Origin of the sequence: Chengkuizengella marina (assembly GCF_009910845.1) — a bacterium.
In the GTDB taxonomy this organism is placed as follows: Bacteria; Bacillota; Bacilli; order Paenibacillales; family KCTC-33759; genus Chengkuizengella; species Chengkuizengella marina.
Map to the genome: position 1 here is coordinate 1 of NZ_SIJB01000062.1, position 18,865 is coordinate 18,865.

At 32.9% G+C, this 18,865-nt stretch carries 13 protein-coding genes; 11 read left to right on the forward strand and 2 right to left on the reverse strand.

From position 1 onward, the window contains the following. Positions 1–260: 260 nt before the first annotated feature. The 8 genes from ERL59_RS19805 to ERL59_RS19840 all read left to right on the forward strand — a co-directional run bounded on the left by ERL59_RS19805 (position 261) and on the right by ERL59_RS19840 (position 9,305). Positions 261–1,901: an FMN-binding glutamate synthase family protein gene (locus ERL59_RS19805; RefSeq protein WP_160647966.1), complete on the forward strand. Its 1,641-nt coding sequence runs from the start codon at positions 261–263 to the stop codon at positions 1,899–1,901. A gap of 657 nt (positions 1,902–2,558) precedes the next feature. Beyond that, a complete protein-coding gene (locus ERL59_RS19810; RefSeq protein WP_160647967.1) occupies positions 2,559–3,626 on the forward strand; it encodes a Glu/Leu/Phe/Val dehydrogenase in 1,068 nt (355 codons plus the stop codon). Positions 3,627–3,870: 244 nt separating this feature from the next. Beyond that, positions 3,871–5,259 carry an LVIVD repeat-containing protein gene (locus ERL59_RS19815; RefSeq protein ID WP_160647968.1) on the forward strand — a complete coding sequence of 463 codons (1,389 nt, stop codon included), beginning with the start codon at positions 3,871–3,873 and terminating at the stop codon, positions 5,257–5,259. A 271-nt stretch (positions 5,260–5,530) separates the two neighbouring features. Next, entirely contained in the window at positions 5,531–6,805 is a 1,275-nt protein-coding gene (locus ERL59_RS19820; RefSeq protein ID WP_328699989.1) for a sensor histidine kinase, read from the forward strand. Positions 6,806–6,809: 4 nt separating this feature from the next. Further along, on the forward strand, positions 6,810–7,472 hold the full coding sequence (locus ERL59_RS19825) for a response regulator transcription factor (RefSeq protein WP_160647969.1): 663 nt from the start codon (positions 6,810–6,812) through the stop codon (positions 7,470–7,472). A 205-nt stretch (positions 7,473–7,677) separates the two neighbouring features. Then, positions 7,678–8,721 (forward strand): F510_1955 family glycosylhydrolase, encoded by a 1,044-nt coding sequence (locus ERL59_RS19830; RefSeq protein ID WP_160647970.1) that lies wholly within the window; start codon positions 7,678–7,680, stop codon positions 8,719–8,721. 23 nt (positions 8,722–8,744) lie between these two features. Next, a complete protein-coding gene (locus ERL59_RS19835) occupies positions 8,745–8,939 on the forward strand; it encodes a plastocyanin/azurin family copper-binding protein (RefSeq protein WP_328699991.1) in 195 nt (64 codons plus the stop codon). Positions 8,940–9,128: 189 nt separating this feature from the next. Beyond that, positions 9,129–9,305, forward strand: a complete 177-nt coding sequence (locus ERL59_RS19840) for a hypothetical protein (protein ID WP_160647972.1) — start codon at positions 9,129–9,131, stop codon at positions 9,303–9,305. A gap of 17 nt (positions 9,306–9,322) precedes the next feature. On the opposite strand, the gene ERL59_RS19845 is transcribed toward ERL59_RS19840, so the two are convergent. Beyond that, complete coding sequence (locus ERL59_RS19845) at positions 9,323–9,496, reverse strand: hypothetical protein (RefSeq protein WP_160647973.1); 174 nt, start codon at positions 9,494–9,496, stop codon at positions 9,323–9,325. A 46-nt stretch (positions 9,497–9,542) separates the two neighbouring features. Beyond that, complete coding sequence (locus ERL59_RS19850) at positions 9,543–10,523, reverse strand: hypothetical protein (RefSeq protein ID WP_160647974.1); 981 nt, start codon at positions 10,521–10,523, stop codon at positions 9,543–9,545. Between the two features lie 336 nt (positions 10,524–10,859). Here ERL59_RS19850 and ERL59_RS19855 point away from each other — a divergent pair, with 336 nt between their 5' ends. From ERL59_RS19855 to ERL59_RS19865, 3 genes are all read left to right on the forward strand, one after another. Then, the gene (locus tag ERL59_RS19855) at positions 10,860–15,221 is read left to right on the forward strand and encodes a S8 family serine peptidase (protein ID WP_160647975.1); all 4,362 of its coding nucleotides are present in this window, start codon (positions 10,860–10,862) and stop codon (positions 15,219–15,221) included. Positions 15,222–15,362: 141 nt separating this feature from the next. Next, positions 15,363–17,645, forward strand: coding sequence for an S-layer homology domain-containing protein (locus tag ERL59_RS19860; RefSeq protein ID WP_160647976.1), 2,283 nt, complete (start codon positions 15,363–15,365; stop codon positions 17,643–17,645). A gap of 172 nt (positions 17,646–17,817) precedes the next feature. Continuing rightward, positions 17,818–18,795, forward strand: a complete 978-nt coding sequence (locus ERL59_RS19865; RefSeq protein ID WP_160647977.1) for a sodium:calcium antiporter — start codon at positions 17,818–17,820, stop codon at positions 18,793–18,795. Positions 18,796–18,865 lie beyond the last annotated feature (70 nt).

The following is an 18,865-nucleotide window of genomic DNA, read 5'->3' on the forward strand; positions in this document are numbered from 1 at the left end:
CTAACTACAGGTACCATTTTACAACTTTGTTGGAACACCTCTTTTTTGCTGGCACATCCTGTACCGACAACTACCTCTTCTATTTCTGTCTAAGACTTGTCAATTGGAGAGTTTTCTTTAACATAAATAATGTATTTTTTGTTTATTTATATAAAATAGAATACAATTCATTTGAGGGATTTTAACTTTCTCATAGATGTTTAGTGTGAAAATATTAGCAATCTATAAAAGTGAAAAATACATGATAAAGGAGCAAATTTATGATATCACCTGTTTTTATACTTATCATTGTAATTATATTTATTCCTTTGGTATTATTCTTTTTCTTTTTTATTTATGATAAAAACCAAAGACAACACTCTATTTTAAGAAACTATCCTGTTCTCGGAAGAATTAGATATTTATTAGAGCATACAGGACCGGAGTTCAGACAATATTTGTTTGATGGAGATACCCAAGGAAAACCATTTTCAAGGAATGACTTTTTAAGTATTATATTCCCATCTAAGTATCTAGAAACGATTATATCTTTTGGTTCTAAAAAGGACTTTGAACAAAAGGGATATTTTCTTAAAAATTCTTTGTTTCCAAAACTAATGAAAGAAATGAAAATAGACAATCAATTTGAGATAAAAACAAAATATTATAAAACAAAAGAAGAAACACTTTTTAAACGGAAAGAAACATTTAAGGATAAACAAATCGAACCCTGGTTATTACACGATGACAATGTTGTAATTATTGGTGAAAAAACATGTAAACATCCTTTTCATGTCAAAGGACTTATTGGAATGTCTGGTATGAGTTATGGTTCTCTCGGTGAAAATAGCATTGAAACATTATCCAAAGGACTTAGTATAGCAGACGGAACATGGATGAATACAGGGGAAGGTGGTATTTCAGATTACCATTTAGCCGGAGATGTAGATATGATTATGCAGATCGGTCCTGCAAAATTTGGTGTGCGCACTGACTCTGGTGAGTTAGATTGGGAAGAATTAAAGTTAAAAGGATCGATACAACAAATAAAGGCATTTGAATTAAAACTAGGTCAAGGAGCAAAAATTCGAGGTGGACATCTACCTGCTGAGAAAAATACACCAACCATTGCAAAAGCACGTAAAATCCAGCCTTATACTACAGTTGAATCTCCAAATTCTTTTGAAGAGTTTAGAGATTTATCGAGCATGTTTGATTTTATAGATAAAATTAGAGAGACAACAGGCAAACCAGTTGGTATTAAGGTGGTTATTGGTGATGATACGGAGCTGCATTCCTTTGCAAAATATATGAAAGAAACAGGTCGAGGTCCAGATTTTATTACAGTAGATGGCGGTGAAGGTGGTAGCGGTGCTACTTATCTAGAAATGGCGGATTCTATGGGACTTCCTATTAAATCCGGTATTATGATTACTCATTCAGTACTGCAACATTACGGTGTTAGAGATCGGGTTAAAATTATTGCATCAGGTAAATTATTTACTGCAGATAAAGTTGCAATCGCTCTATCAATGGGTGCTGATCTCGTTAGTATGGCTCGTGCTTATATGATCGTCATCGGATGTATAGGTGCTCAACATTGTCATAAAAACACGTGTCCTGTAGGAGTAGCTACGACCAATCCAAAACTTCAAAAAGCACTTGTAATAGAGGATAAAAAATATCGTGTAGCTAATTTTACGGTTACACTCAGGCAGGGATTATTTACTTTAGCAGCTGCTGCAGGACTAGATTGCCCTACTAAATTTAATAGTAGTCATGTTGTGTATAAAGACGACTCAGGACGTATTACTCGTTTAAAGGATATAGAAAAAGATATTGATTATAGCATTTCTTCTTATCAGAATGATCTTAATAAAAGTGTATCTACTAATACTAATCAGCAAAAATTAAGTGGGTAATACTTAGGTTAATAAATGACTAACACAATTGACCAGTGTATATTAAATGAAGGTAAAGTTAAAATAAATATAGGACTGAGAGTATCTTTTAGATAACTCTTAGTCTTTTTTTACAAGATTTACTTTATAGTAAGAAGCCCTTATTTAATAGTCAAAAACCCTTTTTACTATTTTAGTGGATAAACATCTATACCATGTACATATGAATTACATAATATATTATAGGTTAATTAGGGAGGAGGGTATGGAAATGGCTGCTTTTTTCTTTTTTAAAACAGCAATCATTATTTTAGTACTTTTCATTCTACTTGTTATTATCCTTAGTATTTGCTTTATATGTATTTAAACGTTGATTTTTAATAGAGAATATGAATACAATGATTTAAGGCATTTCAACTTCGTTGGAATAGCCTTATTTAATAGGATAATGAAGGATAAATGAACATATTCAACTTCTTTGGAATGCACTTTTTTTGTTTTTATATGAAGAAAAATTTTCTTGTTTTTACCCTTTGACAAAACGTCTATGAAACATTACGCTGTAAGTAAGGTAAGTAATAAAATGAATACTCCATTTTCGCATTTTTTTGAAAACATACTAAAATTTTTCATTTTTATTTGGCAAAATGAGCTATAAATGAAACGGAGGAATATGGGTTGGAAATTTTTAATTATATGGAGAAATTCGATTACGAGCAAGTTGTTTTCTGTCAAGATAAAAAATCAGGTTTAAAGGCTATCATTTCAGTACACGATACTACACTTGGACCAGCATTAGGTGGGTGTAGAATGTGGCCTTATGTCAAAGAAGAGGATGCCGTTCTTGATGTTTTACGTTTATCAAGAGGGATGACATATAAAGCAGCAGCTGGAGGGTTGAATCTTGGTGGAGGGAAGTCCGTTATCATTGGTAATTCTAAATCGGACAAGAATCCTGAAATGTTTCGCGCATTTGGTCGATTTATTGAGAATTTAAGTGGTAGATATATTACCGCAGAAGATGTTGGGACAACAGAAGAGGATATGAACAATATACATAAAGAAACAAATCATGTGACAGGTGTTACGCTTTCATCAAGAGGTGCAGGTGGTAATCCATCACCTTCAACGGGATACGGTGTATATCGAGGGTTAAAAGCAGCAGCTTTTGAGAAGTTCGGTACAGACAATTTAGAAGGAAAAGTGATTGCTGTACAAGGTTTAGGTAATGTAGCGTATGCCTTATGTGGGTATCTTCATAAAGAAGGAGCAAAACTAATCGTTACAGATATTAATAATGAACGTGTGAATAAAGCAGTCCAACAATTTGATGCAAAACCTGTAGATCCACAGGAGATTTATGGTGTGAACTGTGATATTTTTTCTCCTAATGCATTAGGTGCTGTAATAAATGATGAAACCATTCCTCAAATAAAAGCAAAGGTGATTGCTGGAGGTGCAAATAATCAATTACAACAGGATAAACATGGAGATCTTTTGCATGAAATGGGGATTGTGTATGCTCCAGATTATATTATTAATGTTGGCGGACTTATTCATGTAGCGGATGAACTAAAAGGTGAATTTAACCTTGATCGAGTGATGAGCAAAGTAGAACATATTTATCAAAACATGCAAAAGGTGATAGAAATCTCTAAGCGAGATCAAATTCCTACTTACCTAGCTGCAGACCGTTTGGCTGAGGAAAGAATTGCATCAGCAAAAAAAAGCAAGGTAATGAAATAGTAAATTTATTCATAAAAACATAACCATAGATCAGAGTATAAGAAAGACGATTTATCCTTTTTTAGGATAGCGTCTTTTTGTTTTATATGATTCTTTCAGCAGGTATTTTCTTTATTAATATTCTAAATACTTAATTTCCTTAAAAATATAATTATTGAATTGTCTGTAATAAATGTAAAAATTTATAATATAAAATGTTATAATATATTTGTTCTAAAATATTTTTATATTGGAGGTATTTTCATTGGTAAGAAAAAAGTGGGTTCAATCCGTTTTGGTAAGCGTACTTGTATTCTCTTTGGTTATTCCTCAAGTGTTAGGACATGATGAATTGGGTGATATCAATCTGGAAAAAGGGGAGAGAACGAATTTTGATGATATTACTGTACCTTTACTAGAAGGTAGTAAAAATTTGAAATTTTTAAATGAAGTGGCTGCACCTGAGATGGAAATTGTTAGAGAAGATGGGTTAGAAAACTCATACGCGGATGTGTATGCTCATAAAGGATATGCATACGTTGGCACACATACTAGAAATGGAGGGAACGGTGGAGTAAGAGTTTTTGATTTAAAAGACCCTGCTAATCCTGTAGAAGTCGCTGTTTTTGCAAACAATGATTTTCCTTTAACATGGCAAGAAAAAGTAATTGTAAAATCTGTAAATACTCCTTATTTTAACGGTGATCTTGCTGTAGTATCCATTCAGCAGTTAGATCGTACACATCCAGATTCAAAAGGTGGATTTTTATTATACGATGTTACGAATCCAATAGAACCTCAAAAGCTAGGTTTTTGGGAAATAGCAAAAAACACTAGAGGAACCCATGAATTATATTTAACGATGCGAGGAAATCAGGCTATTGTACTAGCAGCAAGTCCATATACAGATTATTTTACACATGGTGAACAACGCGATTTTCAAATTGTAGATGTTAGTGATCCGTCTAATCCTAAAACAGTATGGCAGTTTGATCCTAGGACACTTCCCGAAGTTGATGAATCATTTGATGGATATTATTGGGATTCTCCTGATGGAAAAGTAAGACCTTTATTTAATCATAGCACCATGGCTGATGTAACAGGAAAATATGCATACATTTCTATGTGGGATTTAGGGACCCTTATATTTGATATTCAAGATCCTGTGAATCCTATATACTTAGGACGTACTGAGTTTGCTTCCGAGCAGCAAGGTTCTGCTCACTCATCCACAATAGCAAAAGGAGGCACAATTTTAATTGAAACTCGTGAGGTATATGCTCCAGTTCGAGATGGATATGAAGAAGCATATGGATACACTCGTATTTTTGACATAAAGGATAAATCAAATCCATCACTACTTAGTGAATTCAAAACAGATTTAACATATGATATACCTGATGAAAATAATGTTACATTGGCAAAAACAGTACATAATCCCCAGGTGAGAGGAAATACACTTTATCTCTCATATTATGCGGGAGGGATTATAGCTGTAGATATTACGGATGCCAGTAATCCGACTGAAATTGCACGTTATACACCTGAATCTGCATATGTGTGGGGAGTGTTTATTGATCGTAATTACATCCTGGCATCTGATATTCGCAGCGGATTAAAAGTATTGCTAAAAAATAATAGTCAGGAAGATTAAGTAAAGTTTACAAGATTATTGTTAACTTTTTAATAAGGGAGAGACTATCTTAAGGTCTCTCCTTTTTTGTGTTTTAATGCTTTATGCACATATTCTTCACAATAGTTTGGTAAACTTGATGAGGATAAGTATTATCTGAATAGAAAACGTGCGGGAGTTGATCAACATAAAAAAATTGTCTTTTAAAATAGGGATGTTGTTTTTTATTTTTATCTTGTTTATCGAATCCATGCTGTTTTTTTTGCTTTATTTTTCTATCGTAAATGAGAGAGTGCAAAGTGAAACAGATAATCTTTTAGCTCGTGGAATGAGTCATCGTGATGTTTTGGAGAAAAATTTTGATACAGAAACAATTAAACATGTAGCTCTGATGGAATCAGAGGCAGAAACAATGGTTGTCATTACAAACGAAAAATTTGAGGTTCTAAAAGCTTCAAATGAGGTTAATGATGATATGAAACAATTAATTCTAATGGGTAATTTCGTTGATTACTCACATCATGGTATGACAATTGAATCTGAGTGGAAGCGTGAACCTTTTTTAGCAACGGTAAGTCCCATACGTACGGATAATAACATAAAAGGATATGTGTTTATGTTTTTGAAAACACAACCTATAAGAGATATGATTCATAATTTGTCTATGGAGTTTTTCATCGTAGGTGTACTCGCGTTTGTCATTTCGATCATTGCAACCATTTTTTTATCTAAGTTTATAACAGGTCCGTTAATTCAAATGAAAAAAGCGACTGAAAAACTTAGTAAAGGGGAAAGTGATGTTATGTTAGATACTTATCGTGAAGATGAATTGGGTGAACTCTCCCGATCAATTCAAAAACTGTCTGATGATTTAGATCAATTAAAAAAAGAAAGAACAGAATTTTTGTCAAGCATTTCACATGAACTTCGTACGCCATTAACTTATTTGAAAGGATATGCTGATGTATTAAACAGACCAAACCTTTCGGTGAAAGAACGAGAAGAATTCATTACAATTATTCAAGAAGAGGCTAGTAATGTAAATACCTTAGTAAAAGATTTATTTGATTTAGCTAGAATGGATCAAAATGAATTTATCATTCGAAAAGAACAGGTGGAATGTTGTGAATTTCTTCAAGAGATTGTATTAAGATTAAAACCAGCATTTGAAGAAAAGGGTGTTTCATTACATTGTTTTTGTAAAAAATCTATATTTATAACTATAGATCGAATTCGATTTGGTCAAGTCATTCATAATTTTTTAGACAATGCTCTAAAATACTCTCGCTCTGATACCCATGTTCAAATAAAAGTATTAAAAGAGAACCAACAAATCAGAATCCAAATTTCAGATCAAGGAGATGGTATTCCCAAATCAGACTTACCAAGAATTTGGGATCGGTTATATCGAGTTGATAAATCACGTTCTAGAGCAACAGGAGGCAGTGGATTAGGTTTAACAATTGCAAAAGAAATTATTGAGAAGCATGGTGGAGAAGTACATGTGAAAAGTGTATTAGGAAAGGGAACAACCTTTTCAATTTATATGCCAATAGAAGGGTTATGAAAATATGAAAGTATTGATTGTGGATGATGAGCTTAGAATGCGGCAGTTGTTAATGTTATATTTGCAACCTAACGGTTTTCAATGTGAAACAGTGGATAATGGCAAAGAAGCGATTCACTTGCTTGAAGAAGGTTCTTATGACTTAGTACTTCTTGATATTATGATGCCTGAATTAAATGGATTTGAAACTGCAAAAATGATTCGGGAGTTTTCCAATGTGCCGATTATTATGCTAACTGCACGAGACCAAAATGACGATATGGTGAAAGGGTTAAAAGTTGGAGCCGATGATTACATTACAAAACCTTTTGATGAAGCTGTTTTAATGGCACGCATTGAAGCTGTTTTGCGAAGATCACATCAGATGAATAAGGTTGAGTTTAATGGTTTAGTATGGGATGAAGAGAAACATGAATTGAAATATAAAGAACAAGTGATTACTTTAACACGGAAAGAGTTTGAAATGATCGGGTTCTTTTTAAAAAATCAAAAAGTTGTATTTAGTCGGGAAAAGTTCATTGAAGTAATTTGGGGATTTGACTCAAATGTAGAAGGGCGCACTGTAGATTCTCATTTAAGAAATATTCGTGAGAAATGTAGAAAAGTTCATTTTCCTATTGATGAACATTTAAAGACAGTATGGGGGATAGGATATAAATGGGAATGAAATTAAATTTTATTTTCAATTTCTACTCAGTTTCTGCACAATTTCCTGCTAAAATAACGATGACTCAATATAAAAATTCAACAATGCAATAGTCAAGAAGGGCTCAATTTATCACAAGCTGATGGTGACTTTATTAAAAAAACTTATAGATGGTTATCAAAAATGCAAAAGATAATGGCAATGATTAATGATAGGAGATGAGGTAATGAAAAAAATTTTGATCGTAATAGGAATGTTTATTTTTATTTTAACAGGTTGTGCGAACACAGATAATGTAGAAGAATCTGAATCAGGAAAGCAAAATGAAGAACAGATTCAAAATGAAACAAATGATAATAAATCAGATGATGGAGGTACATCTGAAGTTGAACAAGATGATTCCGAAAAATCTACCCCAGATTCAACTCAAATGGATATTGTTGAATTCGGACATGTTCACGGCATAGGTTTTAATTCTGAAGGTAACCGATTACTTCTTTCATCACATACAGGTTTAAAAGTTTATGAAGATGGAATTTGGCGTGAAGGAGAAGGAGAAGGCCATGACTATATGGGATTTGCAATGGCAAAAGATCATTTTTTTTCTAGTGGACACCCAGCTCTCGGATCTGGATTAAAAAATCCGTTGGGAATAGTGAAAAGTTCAGATGAAGGGAAGAGTTTAGAACAGTTAACTTTATATGGAGAAGTAGATTTTCATGTGACGGGAGTATCTTATAACACGAATACCCTTTATGTAATGAATTTTGCACAAAATAGTGTGATGAAAGATAGAGGATTATATTATACCCAAAATGAAACGCAAACGTGGAAAAAAAGTCTATTACAAGGTTATCCTTCTCAGTTAGAACCTCATGCAGTAGCTGTTCATCCAGATGATGATTCAATAGTAGCAATGACTACTGAAAATGGATTATATTTATCAAAAAATTATGGTGACTCTTTTGAAAAATTCTTTGATGGGTACCAAATAACAGCTGCATACTTTGATTTTAATGATCAATTATGGGCAGGAACATATAATGGACAAGCTGGACTTCAGCATATGGATCTTAATACAGGTGAAATAACTGCAGTGAATATTCCTGATATGCCAAAGGATGCAATACAGTATATATCTTTAAATCCCAAAACTACTTTGGAAATGATCATAGCTACTTATAATGTTAATATGTATAAAAGTGTAGATGGGGGCCAAAGCTGGGTTAAAATTGCTGAACAAGGAAAACCCAAATCAAATCTTGACTAGATTGGAATAATCCTCTTTTCAATATTCAAAAAGTACATGCTGATGAAGGTCATGGAAAGGAAAACGATGAAATGAAAAGTATTCATATGAACGCAAATGCTGGGCAAACGGTAAGTATAAAGTTCATTCCAAAAGAAGAGGGTGAATTTGTATTTTTTTGCACTGTACCTGGACATAAAGAAGCAGGAATGGTTGGGAAGTTTATAGTAAAAGAATAACCTTGAGATGTAAAATATAAATTCTGTGTTTCCCTAAAGAGGCTCGTCAATAGACGAGTTTTTAATTTTTTAGTAAAAATACTATTTTAATCAAAATTGGGCAGAATATCCAAATAGTGAATAGGCTCACATCAAATCGTTTGTCAGAATAAATTGTAGTAAATAGTGTATATAAATGAGGTGACATCATTGGCAATGGCTGAAGTTTATAAAAGACTTTTAAAAGGAGAAAAGTTCAAAAAAATTAGTGACCTTAATTTAAAGGAATTAGACATCAAAGATCCTTCAGAGTTGGTAGGTTCTAACCCAGTTTTAAAGGAAGCTGCGAGAAAGCACGCTAGAAATTTGAAGTACAAAAAAAAATAAACTCATAAAAATTGAGTTTATTTAAATCCCATGATCTTTTTAACAAGAGGTTCATCTTTACTCACATGAACTGTTTTTACGATTTGCCCTGTAGCTATGTATTCTGAATGATTGGTTTTATGATTTCTATTAGATAGCTTTCTTTTCGCACGATTTTTAATATCTGTCGGTTTAATTGGAGTTTTTGACATCGTAATCACCCCTTTACTTAATGATATAAAAAAACTAGTTATACAGTCAAGTGGAATTACTAGCATCTTCTGGAGGAGTCGTTAAAGCAACCATATACTCAATATTTTCAACATTTTTACTAATATTATGATGTAATAGTTCAACTAGATGTTTATCTAACACATCAAATTCATAAGTATAACTGCTTAAAACCGTAACCAGCTCCTGATGATTATAAGCATAGTACATGAGTAAATAATTTTTTTTAAATAAATTATCGTTGTTTATTTTGTTTTTAATCATTACTTTTTCTGTTTCTTTTGATTCCTGTATTAATTCATCAAACATTTTTGGGAAATCACTAGTATGGACTTCATAAACAAAATGAGAATCAAATTCCTTCTGATATCCTTCTTTAATCTCCTCTAAGAAATGCGCTAGTACTTCTTTAAAATCGATAGAAGGGATTGGAGTTCCATCATTTAAAAACTGTAATGTTGTAGCTTCTGCATCATTACTAGATAAGTACGCCATTAATTTAGCTTTACCACCTGTGATTTCAATGGTTTGAATAGCCGCTTTTTCCACGTTTTCTACTTCAATTTCCATACGAAATAATTTAATCCTTCTTAATCTCCTGAATCCGACTGGAATGATTAGAAAGATAATCATCCAAATGACTAATAAAGAAATGCCTCTAAAAATAATTTTATTTAAATCAGATTGTATGATGGAATTCAAAAATGATTGCCACTCAGTCTCTTTACTTGGGGGTGCTAGGTTGACTTGTATTTGCATTTCCGAATCTATCTTTAATGTGTCCCCATCTATATTTTCCATATTTTCCTCAATAATAGTATGATCTGAAAGTAAGAAAAAAGATAATGGATCTATGTTGAACGTACGATAGCCAAGCAATATAGTAGATATAACCATCCATCCACCAATAACAATAATACCCGTTGCATATAAGTAAGGGATGAATGAATCAACCCACATAAAAAAAGTTCTTTTTTCATATTGTAATGCATTTTTATTTTTAAACATCTCAACTCCCTCTCCTCAAATTCATTATTAGAATCTTCTGCTCATTTACTCAATATATTCGGTTTTTTTAGCATAATTCCTTCCAAAAAATTCATTTTATTGAAATCTTAAAAACTATATTGTTTTTAAAAAATGTGTCATATGATGGCGAAAAAATGGTGAAAAAGTCATTGAATTTTGTTGAAAAATCACTACTTTTATCCTCTTTTGCTAATATATTGATTTATTAAAAAATATTAAATAGAATGAACTTGAGTTTGATGATTTTAATAAGGGGATAAGGAGGACAAGTTGTTTTACTTAAAAAAAAAGTCAAATGAGAGGAGTTAAGTTCGTATGATTCAAAGAAATTATAAACCGTTCAAAAAGCACTTTATTTTAATGTTCCTTGTATTATTTGTAGTAGCAAGTTATGGATTAGGATCAGTGAAAGCGCAAAATAATGAGGTTAATTTAAATGAAATTATCTCAAACTTACATGCAGATAACAGCGATATTCTTTTTACTGATCAATACAATGATGAAGATGAAATTCGAGTTATTATTGAATTAGAAGGGGATCCAGCAATATATTTTGCACAAAGTAAAGGCTTGAAATATAAAGAGCTTCCCTCATTGAAAAAAGAAGAACTTCAAGAAGAGATTGATGATGAGCAAACAGATTTATTATCAGAAATTGGTTCACAGGGGATTGATATAAATGTTGAAAATCAATTTGCAATCGTAGCAAATGGGATTAGCGGAATGATAAAATATGGAGATATTTCACGAATAGAATCACTTTCTGGGGTTTCTTCAGTATATATCGTTAATAAATATGAACGTCCAACTAAGAAACCGCAAATGATATCCAGTAAGGATTTAGTCCAGGCGAAAAACACATGGGAGTCTGAATATGGATACAAGGGTGAAGGGATGGTCATAGGTATTATTGATTCTGGTATAGACCCTTCACACAAAGATATGGTTATAACAGATGATAGTTTAGTAGAATTAACTTCCGATGAAGTAGAGTTGCTAGCTTCAGATAAACAATTGCCAGGAGAATATTTTACAGTTAAGGTTCCATATGGTTATAATTACGCGGATAAAAATAATGAGATTGTAGATTTAGGTGCAGGGGCATCTATGCATGGTATGCATGTAGCTGGAATTGCAGCAGCAAATGGTGATGAAGAAAACAATGGTCTTAAAGGGGTTGCACCAGAGGCTCAATTGTTAGGTTTAAAGGTTTTTGGAAATGATCCTGAAATGCAATTTACTTATGGTGATATTTATATTAAAGCTATTGATGATGCCATAGCATTAGGTGCTGATGTTATTAATATGAGTTTAGGGTCTACAGCAGCGTTTGTTGATGCAGATGACCCAGAACAACAAGCGATTAAGCGGGCTGTAGATAATGGAGTGATGATGGCCATATCAGCTGGAAACTCTGGATACTTTGGTAAAGATTTTTATCCTTTAGCTTCAAATCCTGATATTGGCTTAGTAGGCGCACCAGGTTTATCTTATGAATCTTTACAGGTTGCATCGATAGAGAATTCAGAAATTCAATTAGATCAAATGTCAATAACGGTAGGAGATGAAACACTACCTATTGCATATAAAAAACAAAGCAGCACTCCGCAGGCACTGAATGTGTTTGGTAACAATGAAATGGATGTTGTTTATGTAGAGGATGGACAACCGGATAAATATGAAGGCAAAGATGTTGCCGGAAAAATTGTATTTGTTGTTCGTACAGGTGGTTTTTTCTACGCACAGATTGAAGGACAAGCTGAAGAAGCAGGAGCTGCAGGGGTTATTGTTCGTGGTAGAGAGTCACATGGTGACTACGTTAGTATGGCACTAGATAGCCCAACAATTCCAATGGTTACTTTAAGTATATCAGATGGAAATATGCTAGAAGAAAAAGTGCTAGATGCTGGAGGTACGATGAAGGTTACCTTTACAGGGGAAACGTTGAGTGTACCAAATAATAGAGCTGGTCAGTTGGCAGATTCAACGTCTTGGGGTGTCACATCTAACTTAGACTTTAAACCTGAAATCACTGCTCCAGGGGCACAAATTTTATCCACTTTAAATGATGATCAGTATGGTTTAATGAGTGGTACTTCCATGGCTGCTCCACATGTTGCAGGAGGATCTGCACTTGTATTGCAACGTGTTGAAGAAGAATTTCCTGATTTGGAAAAAGCAGATAAAGTAAACATGGCTAAAAATCTATTAATGAATACATCCGTACCTATTACAGACCCGGAAGGTATGTTATATACTCCACGTCGTCAAGGTGCAGGTTTAATGCAACTTCTTTCTGCAGTGAATACCCCAGTTGTTGTAACAGAGAAAATAACAGGAGAAGCAAAAGTTGCTCTAAGAGAGGTTGGTAATGAGTTTTCATTTACGTTAACTGCAACTAACTATAGCGATGAGGACGTAACCTATCAAGTTAGCGCCAATGCTTTAACCGATTTAGTAGAAGATGGTTATAATCTATTGGCTACTCAAGAAATAGAAGAGGTTACCATCGAAATTGATACACCTGAACTTACTATACCAGCTGGTGGTAGTGAAGATATACAACTTGATTTTGATATTTCGGGTGCAGAAATTGAATTAAATGCATTAATGGAAAATGGTTATTTTGTAGAAGGTTTTGTAACGTTAACAGATATTACGAATTTAGAAGAAGATGATATGTCTTATCCAACTCTTACGGTTCCATATGTTGGTTTTCATGGAGATTGGAACGATCCACCAGTTATTGATGCACTTAGATATGAAGATAATTCTTTCTATGGATTTACAGGTTTAGTAGGTTCTGAGGATTTCCTTGGTTATGATAGTGAAACAGATTCATATTTGCTAGATAAGGTTGCTTTTTCTCCAAATGAAGATGGCATTGAGGATACGGTTACACCTATTCTATCTTTTTTAAGAAACTCTACTATAGTTGAATACAGTATTCTTGATGAGGAATTAAATCCATTAAGAAAAATAAGAACAGATTATAATGTTAGAAAAGATTACTATAATGGTGGAAGAGCTGATTATTATTCTTTTTCATCTACAACAGAATGGGACGGTTTTGTTAAAAATAAACTAGTAGAAGATGGTTTATATTATTATCAAGTTAAGACACAAGTTGATTACGAGGGGAAAGATCCACAGATATTACAAATTCCTGTAACAGTGGATACAACAGCACCTGAAATTAATGATTTAAATTATGATTCTGACAATATAGATTTAACTATTGATGCAGAAGATAGTGGAATCGGTATTAATTATTATGTGATTTTAATAGAAGGAGAACAAGTAGATACAGTACCGTATCAAGAAGACACTACAATATATGAATTTGCAACTAGACCTGCTGAAGGAGCAATGATTGATGTAATCGCTGTAGATTATGCAGGAAACTCAGCAATAGAATCTACTTTAGGAGAAGAAGATGAAGGGGTTCCGAATATTTTTGCTACTTCACCGGAAGCATTAGGAATCTTTGATTCGTTAGATATGGAGTTATCCGGATATATTACAGATATATCAGAAATTGATAACTTAACACTAACAGGAGAAACGGTGCTTGGTTCTCCAATTACAGTAGATTTACAGTGGAATGAAGAAGAAAATCGTTACGATTTTAATACAACAATCTCATTTTCACAAGATGGTGTACATGAGTTTTATATATCAGGATCAGATGTAGTTGGGAATGAAATTGGATTTAATCGAATGGTTTTTGTTGATTCAACAGCTCCAACGATTGATGTTTTTGGACTTCCTGAGAATGGGTATGTAGAAGCAGATGAAGAAGATCCGACAATAACTGTAAATCTCGCGGATAATTTTGATGAATTGAGATTCTTAATAGATGGTAGTGAAGAATTCTATCATCCATTTGTAGAACCTTATGAAATGAGACCTATAACTGAGGAATTAGAATTAACACTTCCTTTAGAAATGGGCAATAACTCATTTATTTTGGAAGCTGTAGATTATGCTGGTACAGTAACTACAGTAGTTGTATCCATTTATAAGGGAGAAGAACCTCCAGGAGCACAAATCACCGAGTTAATCGTTGATCCTGAACAATATGTAAGCATGGATAGACCTGCTACTATTAATGCCACTGCAAGTGAGTCTATTCTATGGGATGTTAAAATAATAGATCCAGAAGGTGAGGAAATGGACCTTCCACAAAGTGTAGGGGTAACGTACGAAACCACATTTGAACCAGATGAATTTACATTGAACGGAACTTATACAGTGGTAGCATCAGGTTCGATTGATGGAGAGGATAATGTGTATGGAACAGAAGCGGTATTTACAGTATATAACTATCCTTTAATGATTCAATCTGTAGACACATTAGATGGGAATGGAGAAGCAAAGACTAATTTCACCCAAGGTGAGAATGTTAAAATACAAGCTAGCATTAAAAACTTAGGACCAGATACTGCTGAAGATCCTTTGATTATTATTCAAGTCAAAGATGATGATCAATCTGTAGTGTATTTAGGATTCTTTACATTATTTGAAATTGCAGATGGTGCTACAAATGGTGCAGGCGTACAGCTAAATGACTTTGATAAAGGAACGTATACTATAGATGTTTTTGTTTGGGATCAGTGGGACAGTCCTTCTGCTCTATCTGAAGCGAATAAAGAAACCATGTTTACTATAGAATAGTAGATTGAACTATATCAAACTTTCGGTGAGGAGATAGATGCTTACTGAAAGTTTGATAGTTCCATATTGAACCTTTTTATTATTTTCTTATTGCAATAGAAGAAATAATACGGTAAACGGAATAAAAGGGGCGTGAAATATTTGAAGAAGGTTTTTATAATCATCCTATTATTGTCTCTAACTTTTGGAAATATAATGTTAAGTTTAGCAGAGGATAAAACTTCTGTTGATAAATCAGTTGATGAAAAGCAGGTTGAAGAAGGACAAAGTGAAATACCATCTGACGAAATGGAAGAAGCTTCAAATAATACAGATGTAAATATTTCAACAGATCAGCAATCTTATATTCCAGAAGACACTGTAGTCATAACGGGAAATATCTTGGTGAATCAACAACGGATGAGCGAGATCGATGTATTACTCACAATTAAAGAAGGCATGAATGGAATATACACATATCAAACTAAAACAGATGCTAATGGGAATTATGAATTTACTTATAGAATTCCAGAAGATGCTAATCCAGGTGAATATATTGTAACTGTAACATCTCTACAACAATCTAGTGAACTAACTTTCGAAGTTTTACAAAATAATCGAGAAGAACCAGAAGAACCAGAACCAATACAAATAGAATTATCGGTTGCAGCAGATCAACATAAGTATAATCAGGGAGATACAGTAGTTATTTTAGGTAATCTCAAAACAATAAACGAAGAACCCGTAAGCGATGCTGAAGTTTCTGTTAGGGTTGAAACAAATGATCAGCACATTTTTAGTGATGATATTATTACTAATGAAGAAGGTTTTTATGCAATTACATTTGATCTTTCTGAAGAAGCTATAGAAGGAGAATATGAGGTATTAGCAACATATGAGACACAGTTCGTCAGATCTACTTTTGAAGTAGAGGAACTGGATGAACAACCTACACCAACGGAAAAAGAACTGACCGTTTCAACAAAGAAATCTAAATATAATCCAGGTGATGAAGTTTCAATCTCTGGTAAGGTAAAGAAGGATGGGAAGTCCGCGAGTTCTATTGACGTTCTGATTACGGTTGAACGGAACGGACAAGAATTATTTGCAGGTCAAGAGACTACTAATGCTCAAGGTAAATATTCATTAAATTACAGACTTGGTTTAGATGCAAGCATAGGAGAGTATGATATTTCAGCAACTTCTGTAGGTATAACAGAGAACACTATATTTGATGTTGAATTAAAACAATCAGACAATTCTTCAGGAGGAAATGATAAACCAAGTAATGGCGGCAGTGGTAGTACCCCTCCTAAGGATGAAGTAGAAGATGAGATTTTACTCGTTGAAGAAGCTGATATTAAGGATCAATTGAGTAGTAATCTTGAACGTAATGTAGAAATTAATTTAAACGATAACACTGAAGATAAGGTTATGGTTGAAATGAATAAGGATATATTAAATAAAATACATGATGCCAATAAAACATTAGTTATTGAGAAAGAAAATATTAAACTAAATATTTCACCTGAAACACTAAAAGGGATTACTGGGGTATCTGGTAATGATATAACTTTCTCAATGGATAAAGTAGATCCAAAAAAATTAACTGAAGCGAATAAAGATACAGATCAGACAATTGTTTCAGATATTGTGGATTTAAAAATTACAACTAAGAAAAATTCTAATTCAATTGAAATTTCAACCTTTAATGAACCTATTGAAATTGCAATAAATATAAATCAAATTTTAGCAAAGGATACAAGAAAAGTAGCAGGTTATGTGTTAAATGAGCAAGAGAATGAATGGGAATATGTAGGCGGTAAAGTGAAAAATGGTGTATTACTGATTAAAACTACACATTTTTCAAAGTATACTGCAATTGCTAATGATAAGACATTTTCCGATATACAGAATATAAATTGGGCTAAAGACGCGATTGAGGTGTTAGCTTCCAGAAGTATTATTAAAGGCACTTCGGATGATATATTTGCACCTTCAGATGAACTGACAAGAGCTCAATTTGCATTACTTGTAGTACGTGCATTGAATATTCCACTAGAGGAATTTAAAGGTTCTTTTATTGATGTTCCTGAAAGTTTGACTTGGAGCGCTCTTGAAATAGAAGCTGCACAAAGATCGGGTATTGTTCAAGGGATTTCAGAAGGAGTATTTGAGCCAAATGAAAAAATTACTCGCGAACAAATGGCTACAATGGTCGTTCGTGCAATAAATTATAAAAACCCTGCACTTATTGATATTAAAGAAGAATTAGTATTCAATGATACTTCAGATATCCAAGCGTACGCTTTAGATGCAGTTTCAACAGCTGTTAGTCTAGGAATTTTAAAAGGAAAAGCAGATAATAGTTTTGCTCCTCGAGATTTTGCAACTAGAGCAGAAGCTGCTGTAATGTTATATAATGTATTGAATATATTGGAATAATGATAAGGTTATTAAGTATATACATTTCATTCATCTAGAGACCTATATAGGTCTCTTTTTTTCATTTTCTAAATATGTGATAAAATTAGCATATGTATTTTCAGGTTGGAAATAATATACATAAGATAGAAGCTTTTTTAAACATAAACTCACAAAAACTGAGGATGGTGTTATGGTTTATTTTATTTTTATTATTGCGGCAAGTTTTACAATTTTTTTGGCGGTAAAGCTCTCTAAATATGTGGATGTGATTAAAGAAAAATCATCCGTTAATGGAGTTTTACTAGGGCTAATGCTTGGTGGGGCTACATCATTACCAGAAATCACAACAAGTGTGACTTCCATTGTGATTAACAATCCAGATATCGCCACTGGAAATGTCTTAGGGAGCAATTTGTTCAACTTTATGATTTTAGCAGTTGTAGATATCATATTTAGAAAAAGTCAAATATTTAACTATTCTAACAAACAAAATATGATGACGAACATCCTTGTAATGTTACTACTAATCTTTATTTCAATTTCAATTTATTTTAAAATCTCTTATCATATTTTTGGTATTGGATTAGATTCGATTGTGTTAGTTATAGTGTATGGTTTAGGAATGTGGCTTATTTCTAAAGTGGAGAATACCTCTGCAATACAACCTAAAAGCGATTCAAAAAATTATGAAAAATTCACTTTAAAAAGGGCAATTATATCCTTTATATTTGCTGCAATATTTATATTAGTATTTGGCTCAGTATTAACCATTTCAGCAGATAAAATTGCAACGATAACCGGAATTGATGCTTCATTTATTGGGACGTTTTTAGTCGCAGCAAGTACAAGTTTACCTGAAGCCGTTTCCATCATTGTTGCTGTACGACTGTTAAACTATAATTTAGCCATTGGCTCTATATTAGGAAGTAATACTTTTAATATTTTAATTTTAATTTTTACAGATGTGTTGTATAGAAAAGGCAATTTATTATTTCATTCTAGTCCGAGTCACATCTACACAGTTCTTGGCACGATTGTTCTTGCAATAATATGTATGTATGGACTGGTTAGGAAAAAAGCAAAAAATCGTTTTACGTATGTTATACCAAGTATATTGGTAGTGATAAGTTATTTTGTTGTCAGTTATTTAATGTTCATTCAAACCTAAATAAAGTAAACCCTGTGCATGTTCGCACAGGGTTTACTTTTCTTATTCTAAATATAACGAGGGAATTGTT